Source organism: Streptomyces sp. NPDC057616, assembly GCF_042800575.1.
Taxonomy (GTDB): domain Bacteria; phylum Actinomycetota; class Actinomycetes; order Streptomycetales; family Streptomycetaceae; genus Streptomyces.
Window position 1 is genome coordinate 168,551 of record NZ_JBHVGU010000006.1, and the last position, 17,784, is coordinate 186,334.

11 protein-coding genes are annotated in these 17,784 nt (G+C 72.4%); all 11 read left to right on the forward strand.

What is annotated here, in order from left to right; all coding sequences use genetic code 11:
• The first annotated feature begins 80 nt into the window (after window positions 1–80).
• Genes ACFU97_RS09490 through ACFU97_RS09540 form a run of 11 tightly spaced genes read left to right on the forward strand, consistent with a single transcriptional unit; the run spans window position 81 to window position 17,749 of the window.
• Entirely contained in the window at window positions 81–4,337 is a 4,257-nt protein-coding gene (locus ACFU97_RS09490; protein WP_384253147.1) for a hypothetical protein, read from the forward strand.
• Window positions 4,338–4,366: 29 nt separating this feature from the next.
• On the forward strand, window positions 4,367–5,143 hold the full coding sequence (locus ACFU97_RS09495; RefSeq protein ID WP_384253150.1) for a hypothetical protein: 777 nt from the start codon (window positions 4,367–4,369) through the stop codon (window positions 5,141–5,143).
• Entirely contained in the window at window positions 5,140–5,826 is a 687-nt protein-coding gene (locus ACFU97_RS09500) for a hypothetical protein (RefSeq protein WP_384253153.1), read from the forward strand. Before ACFU97_RS09495 ends, ACFU97_RS09500 begins: the two co-directional genes overlap by 4 nt.
• A 7-nt stretch (window positions 5,827–5,833) precedes the next feature.
• Window positions 5,834–6,187 carry a hypothetical protein gene (locus ACFU97_RS09505; protein WP_384253156.1) on the forward strand — a complete coding sequence of 118 codons (354 nt, stop codon included), beginning with the start codon at window positions 5,834–5,836 and terminating at the stop codon, window positions 6,185–6,187.
• A complete protein-coding gene (locus tag ACFU97_RS09510; RefSeq protein WP_384253159.1) occupies window positions 6,180–7,319 on the forward strand; it encodes a hypothetical protein in 1,140 nt (379 codons plus the stop codon). Before ACFU97_RS09505 ends, ACFU97_RS09510 begins: the two co-directional genes overlap by 8 nt.
• Before the next feature lie 45 nt (window positions 7,320–7,364).
• Window positions 7,365–7,901: a phage baseplate assembly protein V gene (locus ACFU97_RS09515; protein ID WP_384253161.1), complete on the forward strand. Its 537-nt coding sequence runs from the start codon at window positions 7,365–7,367 to the stop codon at window positions 7,899–7,901.
• A 21-nt stretch (window positions 7,902–7,922) separates the two neighbouring features.
• Window positions 7,923–8,258 (forward strand): hypothetical protein, encoded by a 336-nt coding sequence (locus ACFU97_RS09520; RefSeq protein ID WP_384253164.1) that lies wholly within the window; start codon window positions 7,923–7,925, stop codon window positions 8,256–8,258.
• Window positions 8,255–8,683: a GPW/gp25 family protein gene (locus ACFU97_RS09525; protein ID WP_384253167.1), complete on the forward strand. Its 429-nt coding sequence runs from the start codon at window positions 8,255–8,257 to the stop codon at window positions 8,681–8,683. Before ACFU97_RS09520 ends, ACFU97_RS09525 begins: the two co-directional genes overlap by 4 nt.
• Window positions 8,680–11,787, forward strand: a complete 3,108-nt coding sequence (locus tag ACFU97_RS09530) for a putative baseplate assembly protein (RefSeq protein ID WP_384253170.1) — start codon at window positions 8,680–8,682, stop codon at window positions 11,785–11,787. Before ACFU97_RS09525 ends, ACFU97_RS09530 begins: the two co-directional genes overlap by 4 nt.
• A complete protein-coding gene (locus tag ACFU97_RS09535) occupies window positions 11,784–15,587 on the forward strand; it encodes a putative baseplate assembly protein (protein ID WP_384253173.1) in 3,804 nt (1,267 codons plus the stop codon). The genes ACFU97_RS09530 and ACFU97_RS09535 overlap by 4 nt, the downstream gene beginning before the upstream one ends.
• Entirely contained in the window at window positions 15,587–17,749 is a 2,163-nt protein-coding gene (locus ACFU97_RS09540) for a hypothetical protein (RefSeq protein WP_384253176.1), read from the forward strand. Before ACFU97_RS09535 ends, ACFU97_RS09540 begins: the two co-directional genes overlap by 1 nt.
• The last annotated feature ends 35 nt before the right edge of the window (window positions 17,750–17,784 follow it).

Sequence of the window (17,784 nt, forward strand, 5' to 3'; positions counted from 1 at the left end):
TTGGCGCGGCCCCCGTGCCCCGCCCCGTCTTCCCCAGACCGCCGAGAACCTTGGTCGAGACCCGTGCCCCCTCCCCCTCCATGCTCTGTGGCGCCGAGCCGCCCCGTTCCGAGCGCGAGGCGCCGCAGGCCAAGAGCCAGGTGCCCAAGGAGAGCGGGCCCGGCGCCGCACCCCGCGGACCGGTGGGCGCCTCCGAGAAGACGGGGCCCGCGGTCGCCGCGGGCCCGGGCGCGGCGCCGTCGGTCGCCCAGGCGGCGGTCAGCCCGGCCGCCGAGCAGAGCGACGGGCCCGGCCAGACGGCGGCGACGGACGCGCCCCGGCCCGAGGCGTCCCTGGAGAAGGACGGCGGCGGCTGCGCGCCGCCCGCGCCCGCACCCGAGAAGGACGAGGGACAGCAGGGCGGTTGCGGGGGCGGCGGCGGAGCCGCGCCCGAGGAGAAGCAGCAGGAGCCGCCGGACGTCTCGGGGCAGGACCCCAAGGCCGCAGTGCAGACCGTCAGCAAACTGGCGCCCGACCAGGCGGCCGCCGCCATGCCCGGGGTCGACAAGGCCGCGGACAAGAAGATCGCCGACGAGCAGAAGCGCCTCGACGCGGCGCCGCCGACGCGTGAACGTCCCTCCGGGGCGCCGCAGACGCGGTCCGCGCCGCCCCAGGCCGCCCCCGCGGCCGCCCAGGTCACCGGCAAGGTGGAGCGGATCGGCCCCGAGGACCAGGCCGACAAGCAGAAGGCCAAGGGCGGCGACAAGGCCGAGGGCAGGCAGCCCGCCTCCGACGTGCCTCCGCCGCCGCCTCCCGCCGTACCCGACAAGGGACTGAGCGAGTCCGAGGCGAAGAACGTCGAGGCGGCTGCCGACGCCATCCCGACCACCGACCCCGCGCTCGAGAACAAGACCGTCGGCCCGGCGCCCAAGATCCGGCTGGAGGGTCCCAGCGACCCGACCCGCACCGACGACCAGGCCAAGGCGCTCAAGGACAAGCAGTCCGACCTGCAGACCACCGGCCGCCAGGACGCGGCCAAGCCCATGGGCGAGGACCAGGTCTACCCCGACGCGCCCCCGGAGCGGCTGACCGGCAAGGCCGCCGGCGGCTCCGGAGGCGGCAAGGGCGGCGCGCTCGCGGCCACGCCCGCGCCGAAGGCCGGGGTCGGCGCGGTCGCCAAGCAGGAGAAGGGCACCGAGATCACCGGTGCCGGGGGCAAGGCGCAGGGCGACCTGGCCGCCAAGGACAAGGAGCACCAGCAGGGCGAGCAGCGGGCCAAGCAGGACAAGCAGAACGAGATCGACCGCGAGGTCGAGCGCAACACCGCGCAGCAGACCGCCGAACGCGGGCGGGTCGCCCAGGAGACGCAGAAGCAGCGCGAGGACTGGCGGTCCGAGCAGGACCAGAAGATCGAGGACGCGGACAAGCAGTCCGGCGACGAGCACGACAAGAAGAACAAGGAGATCGTCAAGGCGCGCGACGACAAGGACAAGGAGATCGGCGCGCGCAAGGACAAGGACAACGGCCAGATCGACACCGAGCGGGAGAACGCCGAGAAGGAGGCCAGGAAGAAGAAGGAGGAGAAGAAGCCCTCCGGGGGCCTGCTCGGCTGGATCGCCGACAAGGTCGCCGACTTCTTCAAGGGCCTGCTCGCGGCGGTCACCGCGGTGTTCGACGCCGCCCGCAAGGCGGTCAACGGCATCATCGACAAGTTCAAGGAGTGGGCCAACCAGGCCATCGACTTCGTACGGGACCTGGCGGTCAAGGCGATCAATGCGCTGGCCGACGTCCTGATCGCGATCGGCGACACGCTCCTGGCGGCCTTCCCCGAACTCCGGGACCGCTTCCGCAAGGCGATCGAGGGCCTGCGGGACGCGGCGATCGCGACGGTCAACCGGCTTGCGGACGGCCTGAAGAAGGCCGTGAACACACTGCTGGACGCCCTGGCGGCGGGCCTGAACAAGCTCCTCGACGTCCTCGAAGCCGGCGTCAAGGCGGTGATCAAGGCCTACCAGGCGATCATCGTCGGCGCGATCAAGTTCGCGCAGGCGGCGATCGAGGCGCTGGGGAAGTTCGCGGCGCTGGTGGCGGACATCGCGCCGGACCCGGGCGGCTGGATCTCGAAGGCCGGCAGCGCGGCCAAGACCGGCATCACCGACCACCTCTGGGGCGCCATCAAGGTGGCGGTCAAGGGATGGTTCGACACGAAGGTCGAGGGCATCCTCGGCCTCGGCAAGGCCGTGATCGACGTCCTGGTCAAGGGCTGCGTCTCGCTCAAGCAGATCGGCAAGATGGCCTGGGACGCGATCATCGCGTCGCTGCCGATGATGATCGCGACGCTGGTCATCGAGAAGGTCGTCTCGATGATCGTGCCGGCGGCCGGGGCGATCCTGACGATCATTCAGGGCCTGATGGCGGCCTGGTCGACGGTCAGCTCGATCCTCTCGGCGTTCTCGAAGTTCTGGGCGTACCTGACGGCGGTGAAGGCGGGCCCGGCGGCGTGTCTGTTCGCGGAGGCGGTGGCGGCGGGCGTGGTCGCCCTCCTGGACTTCATCACCAACTTCCTCCTGCAGAAGCTGTCTTCGGCGACGAAGGGCGTCGGCAAGCGCCTCAAGGGCATGGCCCAGAAGATCATGGACGGCCTGAAGAAGGTGGGCGGCGGAGCGAAGAAGGCGGCGGGCGCGGCGGTCAACTCGGCCCGCGGCGCCCTGCGCAAGGCCAGGCAGGCCCTGGGCCGCCCGGGCACGGAACGACGCCCGAAGGGCGAGCCGTCCCCCGACCTCAAGTCCCCGCCGAAGCCTAAGGACCACGCGACACCTAAGGGCCCGGAGAAGAAGCCGGACGTGGCCGAGACGAAGCCGCAGGACGGGGAGACGGGGTCTGCGAAGGACAGGACGCCGGACCAGGAGCCGTCGAAGGACAGGACGCCCCAGAAGGAGAAGGCTCCCGGCGGGGACAAGACCCCCGAGTCCGCCCCGAAGAAGAAGCAGAAGGAGATCGAGGGCCCGAAGCCGACCAAGCCCAAGAAGCCCAAGTCCCCGGTGGGCAAGGCTCTTTCGAGGGCCAAGGGCGCGGTCAAGTCCGCCCTGAAGAAGGTCGGCAACGCCGCGAGGACGCTGGGCCGGAAGCTGAAGAAGTCCAAGGTCGGCAAGGCGCTCAAGAACGGTGCGTCGAAGCTGCGCGACGCCTTCAAGAAGAAGCGCGACCAGCTACGTGATCGTCACAAGCGGCGTACGGACGAGAGGAAGCAGCGCCGCCACGACCGGCGCAGGCAGGAGCACTCTCGCGAGTCGAAGCAGCAGCGCCTCTCGCTGATCATCGAGCGGCTTCGGCGCACCATCGTCCCGCTCCTCAAACGAGGAATGCGTGGGCCGATCTATTACGGAGTCCTCCAGGCGTTGCGCGTCTGGCATCGGCTGACGCGCCTGACGTCGTCCGGCCAGCCGGACTTCCGTATCACCGCCACCCTCAACCCGAGTGGTCCTGTCACACCGGGAACATGGGATGAGGACGAGGACGGGTTCAAGGTAGCTCGCTTCGAGCCCTTCGAAACCGATCCCCAGGGCAAGAAGGACAAGGATCTCAAAGAGGATCACCCGAACGTTGCGGCATTCCGGCGGGCCATCGCGGAGGAGTTGGGAGGACTCAAGAGCGACGCCTCCCTGAGGGAGGTCAAGGGCCTGTGCGCGCGCCTTGCGAACAAATCGCGTGGAATCAAGGCTCAGCAGCTGAGGTGGCTCGACGAATCACCTGACGCGTCGACTCTGCTGCTGGACCACCCCGGTGCCGCCATTTCGGCGGTGGGGCGTTTCCAGAAGGAGAGCGTGTACGAACCCACCGGCGTAGTGATGGCCCAGAGCGTTTTCAGGGACAGCAACGGTGGCGAGTACGTTCGCGATCAGAAGGGCCAGTACGTCCCTCGCAAGGTGACCCGGAACATGTCGGCGGACGATCTCAAGAACTACAAGGGCAACGGCATCTCCGCACGGAAGAAGGGTGCGAACATCGCTCCCTGGCAGCATGTGACGGGTGCGAAGAACTCCCCCTTCATATCCACGACGAAGATGAGAAACGGAGACATCACCGACCCCAATGGGCTGAAGTGGTCCACGGCGCGGGGCTTCCAGTTCTACGGGACCATCGAAATCGACCTTGCGCACATCAACCCCGACTATATTCTCGACCTCACGACGAGGGCGGGGCAGCAGGAGTGGAATCTCAAAGCGCCCGGAAAGACAATCATGCAACAGGCGCTGCGAGACGTCGTGCGGACCCAGGAGGTCCTTGTCCGCGGAGGTATTCCGAAGGAAGCCATCACGCTCATCATCGACAAAAACGGGAACCGCGTCACCAAGTAGGGCTCCCAGGCCGCGAAGCAGGAAAGAGCATGGAGAAATTCGACACATATCACTGGCAGGGTAGGCGCCTTGAGGATCCGGAACTCGAGGAGGCGCGGATCGAGCTTGTGTCTCCACGGAGCGGTGATGCCGCGCGGCATGCGTTCGCCCGGCTCCTGGGCAGCGACAGCGTTCCGGCCACGGGGATCGCCCTGGATCATTACCACTACGCGCTCTCGGGTGAGCGGCACGGAACGGCAAGCCTCTTCGCTTCCTACGCCGGTGATGTCCTGGAACGCGCCCGCACGATTCTGCGGCGTCCTCCCGTGCCCGCGGTCGACGAAGCCTCCGCTGTCGACCGATCTGCTCGTGCCAGCGCGCTTCTCGTCCTGCTGAACGAGGCGGCGCCCGAGGACTCCGCCCTCATCGCGCGAAGCATCGAGGAGGCCCCCGGCCCCGACGCGCTCTCCGCGGCTCTCGGCGCGGCCGGCACCATTCTGGATTCCGTCCGTGAGCCCAGCCCGCGTCTGGTCGCCGCCGTGGAGCGCCTCGTCTTCGACGAGTCCGTGGACTTCGACGAACGACTGGAGGCGCTGCAGGCACTCGCCCAGGGGAGTTCTCCCGAGGTGATGGCGGTGCTCGTGCGTGCCTCGGCTCTGGACGAGCTGGAGTTGCAGGTGACGGCCGTCCAGGCGCTCGGATTTCACGACATGGCCACCTACCGAGGCCTCGTCGAGGAGCGTTCGGCCTCCTGGCCCGAAGGGGCTCCTTATCCGGCCGCGGATGTTCGGCGGCTTCTGCGAGAAGACGACAGGGGGAGCAAGTGACCCGCTACGCAGACATCCCCAAACCCATCCGCTCCGGAATGGTCGTCGTCGACCCCGACCGCGGCACCCCCCAACGCGTCATCGTCCTGCAGTTCAACCCCGACACCCTCGAGCGCAGCATCGCGCCGCAGTCGGCCGGGGACAGCGGCGACGGGGGGAGTGGTGGTACCGGGAGCGGGGATCGGAACGAGGCGTTGCGGTTGAAGGGGCCCGCCGAGGAGACCTGGAAGTTCACCGCCGAGATCGACGCCACCGACCAGCTGGAGATCGCGGCGCCCGACGGCATCCACCCCCAACTGGCCACGCTCGAGATGCTCGTGCAGCCGACCACCGCGCAGCTGCGCGCCGCCAGCCGGCTGTCGCAGAAGGGCACCATCGAGATCAGCCCGATCGAGATGCCGCTGACGCTGTTCACGTGGGGGAGCAAGCGGGTCATGCCCGTGCGGCTGACCGAGCTGTCCGTCAACGAGTCCGCCTTCGACGTCAATCTCAATCCGATACGGGCCTCGCTGAGCATCGGCATGAAGATCCTCACCGTCAGCGACCTGCCGGCCGGCCACCGCGGAGCCGACCTCTACATGGCGCACCTCGCGCAGAAGGAACGGCTCGCGGCCACCGCCCGCGGCGGCAGCCTCGGGGCCCTCGGACTGCCGGGTGCCGACGTACTCAGTGGAAGGGGCTGACGCAGCCATGGCCGACATCGAGTCCTACGACAGCGCCCTCGGCGCGATACCCGGCGCGCACCCGTACCCCCGCACCAGCCGCTACCACGACGCCGAGATCGGCGTCCACCGGCTCCCCGACGGCACCGAAGTCCGCTACGCCAAGCGCCGGTTGCTGCCCCCGCTCGACGCACAGGAGACGCAAGGGCACGTCGTCGGCGCGGGCGAGCGGCCCGACCTTCTCGCCCAGCGGTGCTACGGCGACCCCGGCCAGTGGTGGCGCATCGCCGACGCCAACCCCGTACTCGATCCGCGGGAGTTGACCGACGAGGCGGGGCGGATCGTGGAGATCCCCGAGCCCGGAGGGCACCGGCGTGTCTGAACAGCCCGTCGGGCAGGGCCCCGTCCACATCACGCTGCTCATGGGGCCCAAGCTCGTCCGCCCCGTCCCGGCCGAGGTGACCGAGGCCCTGCTGTCCGCCCAGATCACCGCCACCGCGGGCGAACGCAGCGGATTCCAGCTGGCCTTCGACCTGACCAAGAACGGGATCATCAACAGGCTGCTGCTGCCCGAGGGGTTCTTCGACCCCAAGACGCGGCTCGTCGTCACCGTCAGCGTCCGGGGCACCCCAGACGTGCTGTTCGACGGGCTCGTCGTCCGGCAGGAGGTCGGCGCCAGCAATCAGCCAGGCCACTCCACCCTCACCGTCACCGGCGAGGACCTGACCCTGCTGATGGACCTGGAGGAGCGGACCGCCCGCTATCCCAACCTGCCGCCCTCCGAGCGGGTGCTGAGCATCCTGCGGCGCTACTCCGACTACGGCATCCGGCCCGACGTCTACGCCGAGAAGATCGCCCAGCCCCCGCACCAGGACCTGCGCGTCCACTACCAGACCGGCACCGACCTGCAGTACGTCACCGACCTCGCCCGTGCCAACGGCTACACGTTCTACCTCGAACCCGGCCCCAACCCCGGTCAGTCGTCCGCCCGTTGGGGTCCCGAGGTCCGCCTCGGCATCCGCCAGCACGCCCTCAACGTCAACATGGACGCCAACACGACCGTGGACCAGCTGACGTTCTCGTACGACGGGACGGCGCGGGAGGAGCCGCAGGCCCGCTGGCAGGACCCCGGCACCAGGCAGTCGACGCTCCTGCCCCAGCCGCCGATCAGCCCGCTGCGCCCGCCCCTCGGGCGGCGGCCGACCCCGGCCCTCAGGCGCAGGACGCTCTCCGGCACCGCCAAGCAGCAGCGCGAGCAGGCCGAGGCCGAACTCCTCGCCCGCGCCGCGGTCTCCGCCGACGTGGTCTCCGGCTCCGGATCGCTCGACGTCAACCGGCACGGCTACATCCTGCAGCCCCGCCAGCTCGTCGGCGTGCGCGGCTCCGGGCGGGCGTACGACGGCGACTACTACGTCAAGTCCGTCACCCACAACCTGCGTCCGGGCTCCTTCCAGCAGAACTTCACCCTCTCCCGGGAGGGGCTGGAGGCCCGCAGCGACCACGTCCGGCCGTAGAGACCGAAGACCACTCAACGACCCACCCATCAGGAGCAGTTCAGCATGGCGGCAAACGGCAATCGCTACCTCGGCAAGTTCCGCGGGCGGGTCGTCGACAACAACGACCCGCTGCGGATCGGCCGGATCACCGTCGAGGTGCCCGACGTCCTCGGCGACGAGGCGTCCACCTGGGCGCTGCCCTGCCTGCCGTTCACCGGGCCCGAGTCGGGCCAGTTCGTGGTGCCGCCACCCGGCGCCGGCGTGTGGGTGGAGTTCGAGCAGGGGGACCCCAGCTTCCCGGTGTGGACCGGGTGCTGGTACGGGGCCGCCGAGGAACTGCCGCCCGACGCGCGCCGCGCGCTGCAGGCGAGCGCGCCGGACAAGCCCGTCGTCGTGCAGACGCCGGGCGCGCACAAGATCGTGATGAACGACACCGCCGGCGCCGAGCAGGGAATCCTGCTCCAGGCCCAGGGCGGCGCCTACATCCGCATCACCAAGGAGGCCGTGGTCGTCGCGACCGGCGCAGGCGCCGAGATCGTCCTCCGCGGCAAGGAAGTAACCATCAACGAGGGCCAGTTGACCGTGCTCTCGAAGCGATAGAAGACGGGGGGACGCACCAAGTTGTCCGGGAGTCTGCTCGACGCCGGCGCCGTGATCGGCTGCCCGCACGGCGGCCGGGTCACCGCCGCCACCACACCCTCCGGCGGCGTACGCATCGGGGGTGCCGCCGTCGCCACGGCCAGGCACGCGTACGTCGTCACCGGCTGCCCGCACACCGTCGACGGTGTGCCCACGCCCTGCGTCACGGTCCGCTGGACCGCCGACAGCAGCGGCATCACGGTCGACGGCGCCCCCGTGCTGCTCGACACCTCCGCGGCCCTGTGCTTCAGCGCGGCCCTCGTGCCGCAGGGACCGCCCGTCGTCCTGGCCGCACCGCGAAAGGTGACCGCCCGATGAGCCAGCCGAGCCGGGCGGCCCGCCCGCGCACCGACATCGCGTTCCCCTTCCGCGCCGACCGCCGGGGGCGCACCGCGCTCCCCCACTCTCGACTTCGCTCGAGCGGGGGGACCCCCGTCGGCCACGCCGAGCACGTCCACGACCTGATCGAGCAACTCCTGTTCACCAGCCCGGGGGAGCGCGTGATGCGCCCCGACTTCGGCTGCGGGCTGCTCGACCTCGTCTTCGCCCCCAACAGCCCGGAACTCGTGAGCACCCTCGAACTCTCCGTGCAGGCCTCGTTGCAGCGCTGGCTCGGCGACCTCATCGACGTCGTCGCGCTCGACGTGATCAGCGACGACAGCGCCGTACGCGTCCACCTGTCCTACGTCCTGCGCGCCACCGGTGCCCGCACCGACGACGTGTTCGAGGGGAGGGCCGCATGACCACCGCCACGTCCCGCCGCGCCAAGGTGCGCGCCGCCCAGCTCAACGGGGTCGACGCCGTGGAGGTGGGCGACGACGGGCTCCTGCTCACCGTCACCTTCCTCGGCAAGGCCCCGCACGGCCTTGGCCCGCAGAACGTCCGGATCGACGGCGGCCGCCGGATCACCGGCATCACGGCCGTCGACGTCAGCATCGAACGCGAGGAGGACCCGGAACTCGACGACCGGCTCCACGTCACCCTCGACCGGACCGGCGACACCTCGCGGTACACGTTGGCGCTCGTCGAGACCGATCCGTACGGCCGACCGGGCACGGAGCCCTTCCGCGGCTTCGACCAGCGCTACCACCGCGCCTCCTTCTCCTTCCGGCCGGACTGCCCGACGCCGTTCGACTGCACGGACGAAGACGAGGGCCGGCCGGACCTTCCCGCCGCCCCCGTCGTCGACTACACCGCGCGCGACTACGACACCATCCGCAAGCTGCTCCTGGACCGGCTCGCGCTCACCACGCCCGACTGGATCGAGCGCAACCCCGCCGACCTCGGCGTCACCCTGGTCGAGCTGCTCGCGTACACCGGCGACCAGATCAGCTACCAGCAGGACGCGGTGGCCACCGAGGCCTATCTGGACACCGCGCGCCGCCGGGTCTCCGTACGGCGGCACGTCCGGCTCATCGACTACGCGATGCACGACGGCTGCACGGCACGCGCCTACGTCACCGTCCGGACCGGCGGCGACACCACGCTCGCCGCGGGCACCTTCCGCTTCGCCTCCGTCGACGTCCGCGCACTCGACCCGCACGACCGGCCCGAACCCGGCCCGGTGATCGACGAGACCGACCTCGGCGACCTGGACGAACGGGGCTCGGTGCAGGTCTTCGAGCCGGTCGTCGCCGAGGACCCGCTGGAGCTGAGGGTCGCGCACAACACGATCCGCCTGTGGACCTGGGGCGGCGAGGTGTGCGCCCTGCCCAAGGGCGCGACCGCCGCCACCCTGCGTGACGAGTGGCAGGACCCGGAGACCTGCCGGGACCGCCGACTGGCCCTGAAACCGGGTGACTTGCTGATCCTGGAGGAGGTCAAGGGCCCGCGCACCGGCACCCCCGGCGACGCCGACCCTGCGCACCGCCAGGCCGTCCGCCTCACCTCCGTCACCCCCGGCGTCGACCGCATCGAGGACCAGCCGGTGCTGGAGGTCACCTGGGCCGCCGAGGACGCGCTGCGCTTCCCGCTCTGCCTGACCACCCGCGGCGGCCGCGACTGCCTGCCCGTCGAGGACGTGACCCTGGCCCGCGGCAACGTCGTCCTCGTCGACCACGGCCGCACGCTCACCGGGCTCCCGGAGACGGCGATCGTGCCGCCCGAGCCGGCCGTCGTCGCACCTTGCGGCCCGCCCGCCTTCGGCTGCGCCGACCGCGAGGAGGGCAACGCGCCCGCCCGGCTCATCAACTCCCTCACCGACCGGGCGGAGAGCGGCGAGGCACTCGTCGCAGGCGACGTCCGCGAGCTGTTCCAGGTGGTGGGCGAGGCCGCGACGGTACGCGCCGGAATCGGCCTGGAGCGCGCCGGGCAGCGGCACGAGCGCGTGGTGCCCAGTACGGCGTACGCGCAGGCCGCCGCGCTGCGCACCCTCCTCGCGCAGTCCGTCCACCCGGGCATCCGGCCCCGCTTCCGCCCGGTCCTCGGCCGCTCCCCGGTCGTCCAGGCGGTGCCCTTCCCGGACCCGGCGGCCGTGGCCGCGGGTCAGGCCGAGCGCATCGCCGCGATCCCGGGGCGGGTGCGGCAGCGGCTCGTCGAGCTGTGGCGCAGCGCCCGCGACCGCGACGGCCTCGGGGACGAGGAGATCGCCGAACTCACCGTCGTCTACGGCCTGAAGACCGTCGAGCGGTACGAGCTGCGCGAGCACCCCGTCCGGGCACTGCGCGAACTCCTGCACCGCAACGACGAGTTGCTCGACACCAAGCTGCGCCGGGTGGCGGTCCTCGCCGCCCGGGCCCGGGCGGGCACGGTCCTGGACGGCCACATCGCCTGGGAGATCGCGCACAGCTGGGGCCCGGCGTACGCGGCCGGACTGCACCCCGACGAGCCGGTGCTGCGCGGCTCCGCGGCCGCCGCCCTCGCCCAGGACCCGCGCGCCGCGCTGCCCGCCGTACGCGTCGAGGACGGCGACCTGACCTGGCTGCCGCGCCGCGACCTGCTGCACAGCGGGCCCCGCGACCGGCACTTCGTCGGCGAGCTGGAGGACGACGGCCGGCTCGCGCTGCGCTTCGGCGACGGCCGGCACGGCGCCAGGCCCGCGCCCGGCCACCGCCTCGCCCTGCACCACCGCCTCGGCGGCGGTACCGCCGGCAACGTGGGTGCGGAGGCCATCAACCACCTGGTGGTCCGCGGCGACTGCGCGCAGCGGCCGACGGCGGCCGTGCGCAACCCGCTGCCCGCCGTGGGCGGCACCGAACCCGAACCCGTCGAGCAGGTACGCCAGTTGGCCCCGCTCGACCTGCGCCGCACCCGGCTGCGTGCGGTCACCGCCGAGGACTACGCGGCCCTCGCCGGCGCGCTGCCCGGCGTGCAGCGTGCCGCCGCCGAGATCCGCTGGACCGGCAGCACCCAGGAGGCGCACGTCGCGATCGACGCGTACGGCAGCGCCGAGCCGTCGGCCGAACTGCTCGCACAGGTCGGGCAGTCCCTGGAGGCGTACCGGCGCATCGGCCACGACCTCGTGGTCGGCCCGGCCCGCCCGGTGCCGCTCGACCTCGCGCTGCGCGTGTGCGCCGCGCCCGGCCACCAGCACGGGCAGATCCTGGCCGACCTGTACCGCGTGCTGGGCACCGGCCGGCTCGCGGACGGCCGGCTCGGGTTCTTCCACCCGGACGCGCTGACCTTCGGCGAACCCGTACGGCTCAGCCGTCTGGTCGCCGTCGCCGCCGCGGTACCCGGCGTGCTGAGCGTCGAAGTCACCCGGTTGCGGCGGCTGTTCGAGCAGGAACGAGGAGAGAGGGAGGACGGCGTGCTGCGGCTCGGCCCGCTGGAGATCGCCACGTGCGACAACGACCCGGACCGGCCGGAGAACGGCCTGCTGGCGATATCCCTGGGAGGTGCCCGATGAGCCGGACGTGCTCCTGTGCGGGGGCCTGCGGCGGCCACGACGAGCGCCTCGCGCCCGCTCCCGTGCACAACCCGCCTGGCCGCACCGCCCTCGACCACCGCGTCGGTGTGTACGGCTCCTTCCTGGCCGCCCTGCTCGACCGGCTCGCCTCACCGGCGTACCCGGCGCTCGGCGCCCTGACCGTGCGCACCCCGGACGACCCGGCGATCGGCCTGCTCGACGCCGCCGCCGTCCTCGGCGACCTGCTCACCTTCCACTCGGAGCGGATCGCGGACGAGGCCTACGTCCGCACGGCCAACGAGCACCGCTCGCTGGTCCTGCTCGGCCGGCTCGTCGGCCACCGGCCGCGGCCCGGGGTCGCCGCCTCCACCCACCTCGCGTACTCCCTGGAACGCGATCCGCGCGCGGAGACGCTCCAGGTCGTGATCCCGCGCGGCGCGCGCACGCACAGCGTGCCGGCCTCCGCCGACGAGGAGTCCGTGACCTTCGAGACCGGCCGGGACCTCACCGCCCGCTGGGACTGGAACGAGCTGAAGGTGCGCCGGCGCCGGCCGTCGCTGGTGACGCCGGACGACCTCGAGCGCCGTTCCGAGATTTTCGTCGAGGGGACGACGAACTCGCTGCAGACCGGCGACCGGTTGCTGTTCGTGTTCGGTGAACTGGCGGGCGGGGAGCGCAGGTTGCTGCCCGTCGCGGGCGTGCGCGTCGACCGGGACGAGGACGTCACGGCGCTCACCCTGCCGAAGTCGGCCCCGCCCACGCTGAAGGAACTGGTCGACGAGGTCCGGCGCTGGATCGCGGAGCCCGCCGCCCCCGGCGAGCCGGGCGACGAGCCGCCGACGCCCGAGGTGCCCGATCCGCGGCCGGTGAGCCGGCTGATCGAGGACTTCGAGGACCAGGTCCTCGCCCCGCTGCGGACGGCCCTCGACGACGTGCAGACGCCCGAGGGTCTCGCGGCCTGCCTCGCGGAGCCCGTCGCCCGGCTCGGTGAGGCGGAGGCGCTGGCCGCCCCGTGGGAGGAGGTTGCGGCGTGGTTCGAGCGGTTGCAGGCGGTTCTGGCCGAACTCGCCGCGCATGCAATGGAGTTGGTACCTGCGCAATCTGCCGACGAGAGTGCCGTGAACGGTGGTTTTGCGTCTGCGGCCGCGACTGGGCTGGTCGCGCAGTTCCCCGCGCCCCTGAAAAGCGAGACGCGCACCGCCGCCTTTGATGCGCTGGCCGCGGTTCTTCCCGCCCTGCAGGCCCGGACGCCCGCCGCGCCCGCCGGTTCCGCTGCGCAGCGCCCGGGTGCGGACACCGCCCGGTTGCTCTCGGCTCTCAACCCCGGCCTCGGCAGTCTGTATCCGGCCTGGCGGAAGGCGGCCGCCGCCGCGCCCGGCAGCGCGAAGCTGCTGCGGGACCTGCTCGCCATGCGGGTCACGGCCGCGCCCTTCGGGGCCACCGCCCCGCTCAAGCCCGTCCAGGACGACAAGGGACGCGTCATCCGCTCCACGGACTGGCCGCTCACCGGGGCCGCGCTCACCGGCCTGCGGATCGTCTACGACACCGGGGCCAAGGCCCCGGTCCGGGCCGAGTTCCAGCACGTCGAGGGCAACAGCTCGGACCAGCGGGCGGTGACGCTGCCGCTCACCCAGCAGGTCAGCTTCGCGCTCGGCCCGGGCCAGGTCGACCTGTCGACGCGGGCCGCCCAGGACCACGACCTGAACTGGCTCACCCGGCGCCCCGCCGACTCCCAGGAGCCCGGTGTCACCGTCCGCCTGCGCGACGGCCTGCCCGACCGCACGCTGTTCGTGTCGCGCCCGGACGAGAACGGCGCGATCCACGTCGGCATCAACAACGGCTCGGCACGCGAGGAGTCCCTCCAGCCGGGCGACACACGGCAGTTCACGCACGGCGAGTACGAGGTGAGCCTGCGCTACACCGTGGGCAGCACCGAACCCAACGTCGAGGTGGTCCTCGCCGGCAAGCCGGCCCCGGTCAACCGTAAGGTGCTCCAGCTGGACACCGTGCACACCGGCATCACCGTCGGCAGCTGGGTCGCGATCCAGCGCCCCACCAAGGGCACCCAGGACGGCATCCCGGGCGACGCCCGGCTGGCGTTCGTCACCACCCAGGTCGTCTCGGTGCGCACGGCCGCGTACACCAACTACGGCATCACCGGCCGCGGCACCGAACTCACCCTCGCCGACCCTTGGCTGGACGAGTTCGACGTCCTGCTCTCGCACATCCGCGACACCACGGTGTACGCGGCGGGCGAGCCGCTGCGCCCGGCGGACGAGCCGCTCGGCGAGGAGGTGCACGGCAACGAGATCGATCTCGCCCAGCTCTACGACGGGTTGACCGCCGGCCGGCTGCTGGTCGTCACCGGCGAGCGCACCGACATCCCCGGCACGGCCGGCGTCACGGCGACCGAGGTCGTCACGATCGCCTCCGCCGATCCGGCCGTCGACCCGCGGCTGCCCGGCGACCGCGTGCACACCCGCCTGACCCTGACCGCCGACCTCGCCCACCGCTACCGCCGCGAGACGGTCCGCATCCTGGGCAACGTCGTCGAGGCCACCCACGGCGAGAGCCGGCAGGAGGCCATCGGCAGCGGCGACTCCGACCGCGTGGGCCAGACCTTCGCGCTCTGGCAGTCCCCGCTGACCTGGCTCGCCGACGACAACCCGCTCGGTGCCACACCGGTGCTGGAGATCCGGGTGGACGGCGTTCTCTGGCACGAGGTGGACAGCCTCGCCGGACGCGGCCCGCGCGACCGCGTCTACATCACCGGCACCGCCTCCGACGGCCGTACGACGGTCACCTTCGGAGACGGGGTGCACGGCGCCCGCCTGCCCAGCGGCCACGAGAACGTGCACGCGAGCTACCGCTTCGGCACCGGCAAGGCCGCCAACGTGCCCGCGGGCCGGCTCACCCAGCCCCTCACCCGCCCGCTCGGCGTCACCGCCGTCACCAACCCCCGCCCGGCGACGGGCGGCGCGGACGCGGACGGCCCGGGCCTGACCCGCCGCACGATCCCGCTGGCCGTCTCCGCCCTCGACCGGCTCGTCTCACCGGCCGACTACGAGGACTTCGCCCGCTCCCGGGCCGGCATCGGCCGGGCCGCCGCACGCGAACTCTTCGACGGACGGCGGCGCGTGCTGCACGTGACGGTCGCGGGCACCGACGACGTGCCCCTGGACGGCGGTTCGGACACCCTGCGCGCGCTGCGCGGCGCCCTCACCGAGTACGGCGACGGCGACCTGACCGTCCGGGTGGACGTACGCGAACTGGTCCTGCTGCTGGCCGCCGCCCGGGTGAAGGTCGCGCCCGACCACACCTGGGAGTACGTCGAGCCGCGGCTGCGCCAGGCGCTGCTGCGCCGGCTCGGCTACGAGGGACGGGAGTTGGGGCAGCCCGCACGGCTCTCCGACCTCCTCGCCACGGCCCACACCGTGCCCGGGGTCGACTACGTCGACGTCGACGTCTTCACCGGCGTCCCCGCCTCCGCCACCCCGGACGAACTCGCCGCGCTGCTCGGCGACCCCGGCCCGCCGCGGGCCTCCGTCCCTGCCCGCGAGGCGACGTACGACGAGCAGATCCACACCGTCCGCGCCGAGAACGGGGAGACGCTGTCGGAGGTCTGCGCGCGCTTCGGCATCCCGCTCGCCGAACTGCTGCGCCTGAACCCGGACATCACCGACACCCGGCGCCTGAAGAAGGGCCGGCCGGTGTGCGTCTTCCGCGGCATCCGGCCCGCCCAGCTCGCCCTGCTGTCCCCCCGGGCGGCGGACACCCTCATCCTCACGGAGGTCAAGTGATGGCCGCGAACCCGGCGGACGTCCAGTTCGACACGGTGGCCCCGGCGGTCTCCCGGGAGCCCGACGGCCTCACCGCCCTGCTGCCGCGCTGGCACCTGCTGCGCGACGCCGAGGAGGGCGAGCCGCTGCGCGCGCTGCTCGCGGTCATCGCCGAGCAGCTGGACCGGGTCCGCGACGGCGTGGAGCAGGACTACGCGGACCTGTTCGTGGAGACGGCGGCGCCCTGGGTGCTGCCCTACCTCGGCGACCTGGTCGGCTACCGCACCCTGCCCGGCTACGAGCGGGTCCTCACCACCGGTCTGCACGACGGCGGCCGGGAGGCGCTCGCCGAGGCGATCGCGCCGCGCGCCGACGTGGCGGCGACGGTCGCGAGCCGCCGCCGCAAGGGCACGCTGCACCTGCTGGAGGAGATCTCCGTGCAGGTCGCCGGCTGGCCCGCGCGGGCCGTCGAGCTGTCGCGGATGGTCGCGCGGAACCAGTCGGTGAAGCTGTACCGGGACACCGGCCGCGGCCGCCTGGCCGACCTGCGGGACGGCTCGGCGCTCGCGCTCACCGGAGGGCCGTTCGCGACGACGGCCCGCACCGTCGACGTCCGCCGCGCCGACTCCGCCCGCGGCCAGGGCGGTTGGACGCCGGCCGGGGTCGGTCTCTTCGTCTGGCGGCTCACGGCCCACCCGGTGACCTCGTCCCCGGCGTACTGCGTCGACCGCGCCCGCAACCTCTACACGTTCTCGATCCTCGGCAACGACGCCCCGCTGGTGACCAGGCCGGTCCCGGAGCCGTCGCCCACCCACATCGCCACCGTCGACAACGTCCCGGCCTTCATCACCCGCCGCCTGCTGCACGACCGGCTGCTCGACTGCTACGGCCCCGGCAAGAGCTTCGTCATCCGGCGCGACGGCGAGGACCGGCCCGTACCGCCGTCGGACATCGTGGTCGCCGACCTGTCGGACTGGCGCTACCGGCCCAGGCGCGGCCAGATCGCCGTCGACCCGGAGCTCGGGCGGATCGCGTTCGGGTCCAGGTCCGCGCCCCGGCAGGGCGTGTGGGTGGACTACCACCACGCGGGCGGCGCCGACCTCGGCGGCGGCGAGTACGAGCGGCCCGACCGGGCGGACCGGCCCGACGCCTCCTTCTACCGGGTCGGCCCCGGGCAGCCGTACCGCCAGATCATGGACGCCTACCGGGCCTGGCAGCACGACCGCCGGGCGGGCGACACCGGCCCCGACGGCATCATCGAGATCACCCACAGCGGCGCCTACCAGGAGCAGCTGGACTTCGACCTCGACCCCGGCGACCGGCTGGAGCTGCGCGCGGCCGAGGGCACCCGGCCGGTGATCCGGCTGCTGGACTGGTACAGCAACCGCCCCGACGCGCTCAACATCCGTGCCGTGGAGGAGGACTGCGCCCCGCACGAGCGGCCCCGCATCGTCCTCGACGGACTGCTCGTCGCCGGGCGCGGCATCAACGTCACCGGGCCGATGGGAGCCGTCGTCGTACGGCACTCCACCCTCGTGCCCGGCTGGTCCCTGGAACCCGAGTGCGAGCCGCACTCGCCCGACGAGCCCAGCATCGTCCTGGACCGCACCACCGCCTGCGTCCAGATCGAGCACAGCATCCTCGGCACCATCGAGGTCATCGGCGACGAGGTGAACGAGGACCCCCTCGACATCCATCTGCGCGACAGCATCCTGGACGCCACCGGAGACGACCGCGAGGCCCTCTCCGCCCCGGACTGCCGGCACGCCCACGCCGTGCTGCACGTGCACCGCACCACCGTGATCGGCGAAGTCCGCACGCACGCCGTGGAGATCGCGGAGAACTCGGTCTTCACCGGGAGGCTGCACGTGGCCCGGCGCGGCACCGGCTGCCTGCGGTACTCCTACGTCCCGGCCGGCTCGCGCACCCCGCGGCGCCACCGCTGCCAGCCCGATCTCACCCCGGGCGTACGGCCGTTGTTGGCCGCCGTGCGCTACGGGACGCCCTGGTACGGGCTGTTGGCCGACGGCTGCCCCGAGCAGATCCGGCGCGGCGCGGACGACGGCGCCGAGATGGGGGCCTTCCACGACCTGTACCGGCCGCAGCGTGAGGACGGTCTGCGCGCGCGGCTCGCGGAGTACACCCCCGCGGGCGCGGACGCCGGGATCTTCTTCGTGACATGAGCAGTGCCGCCGAACGACACACCCGCATTTTCTCG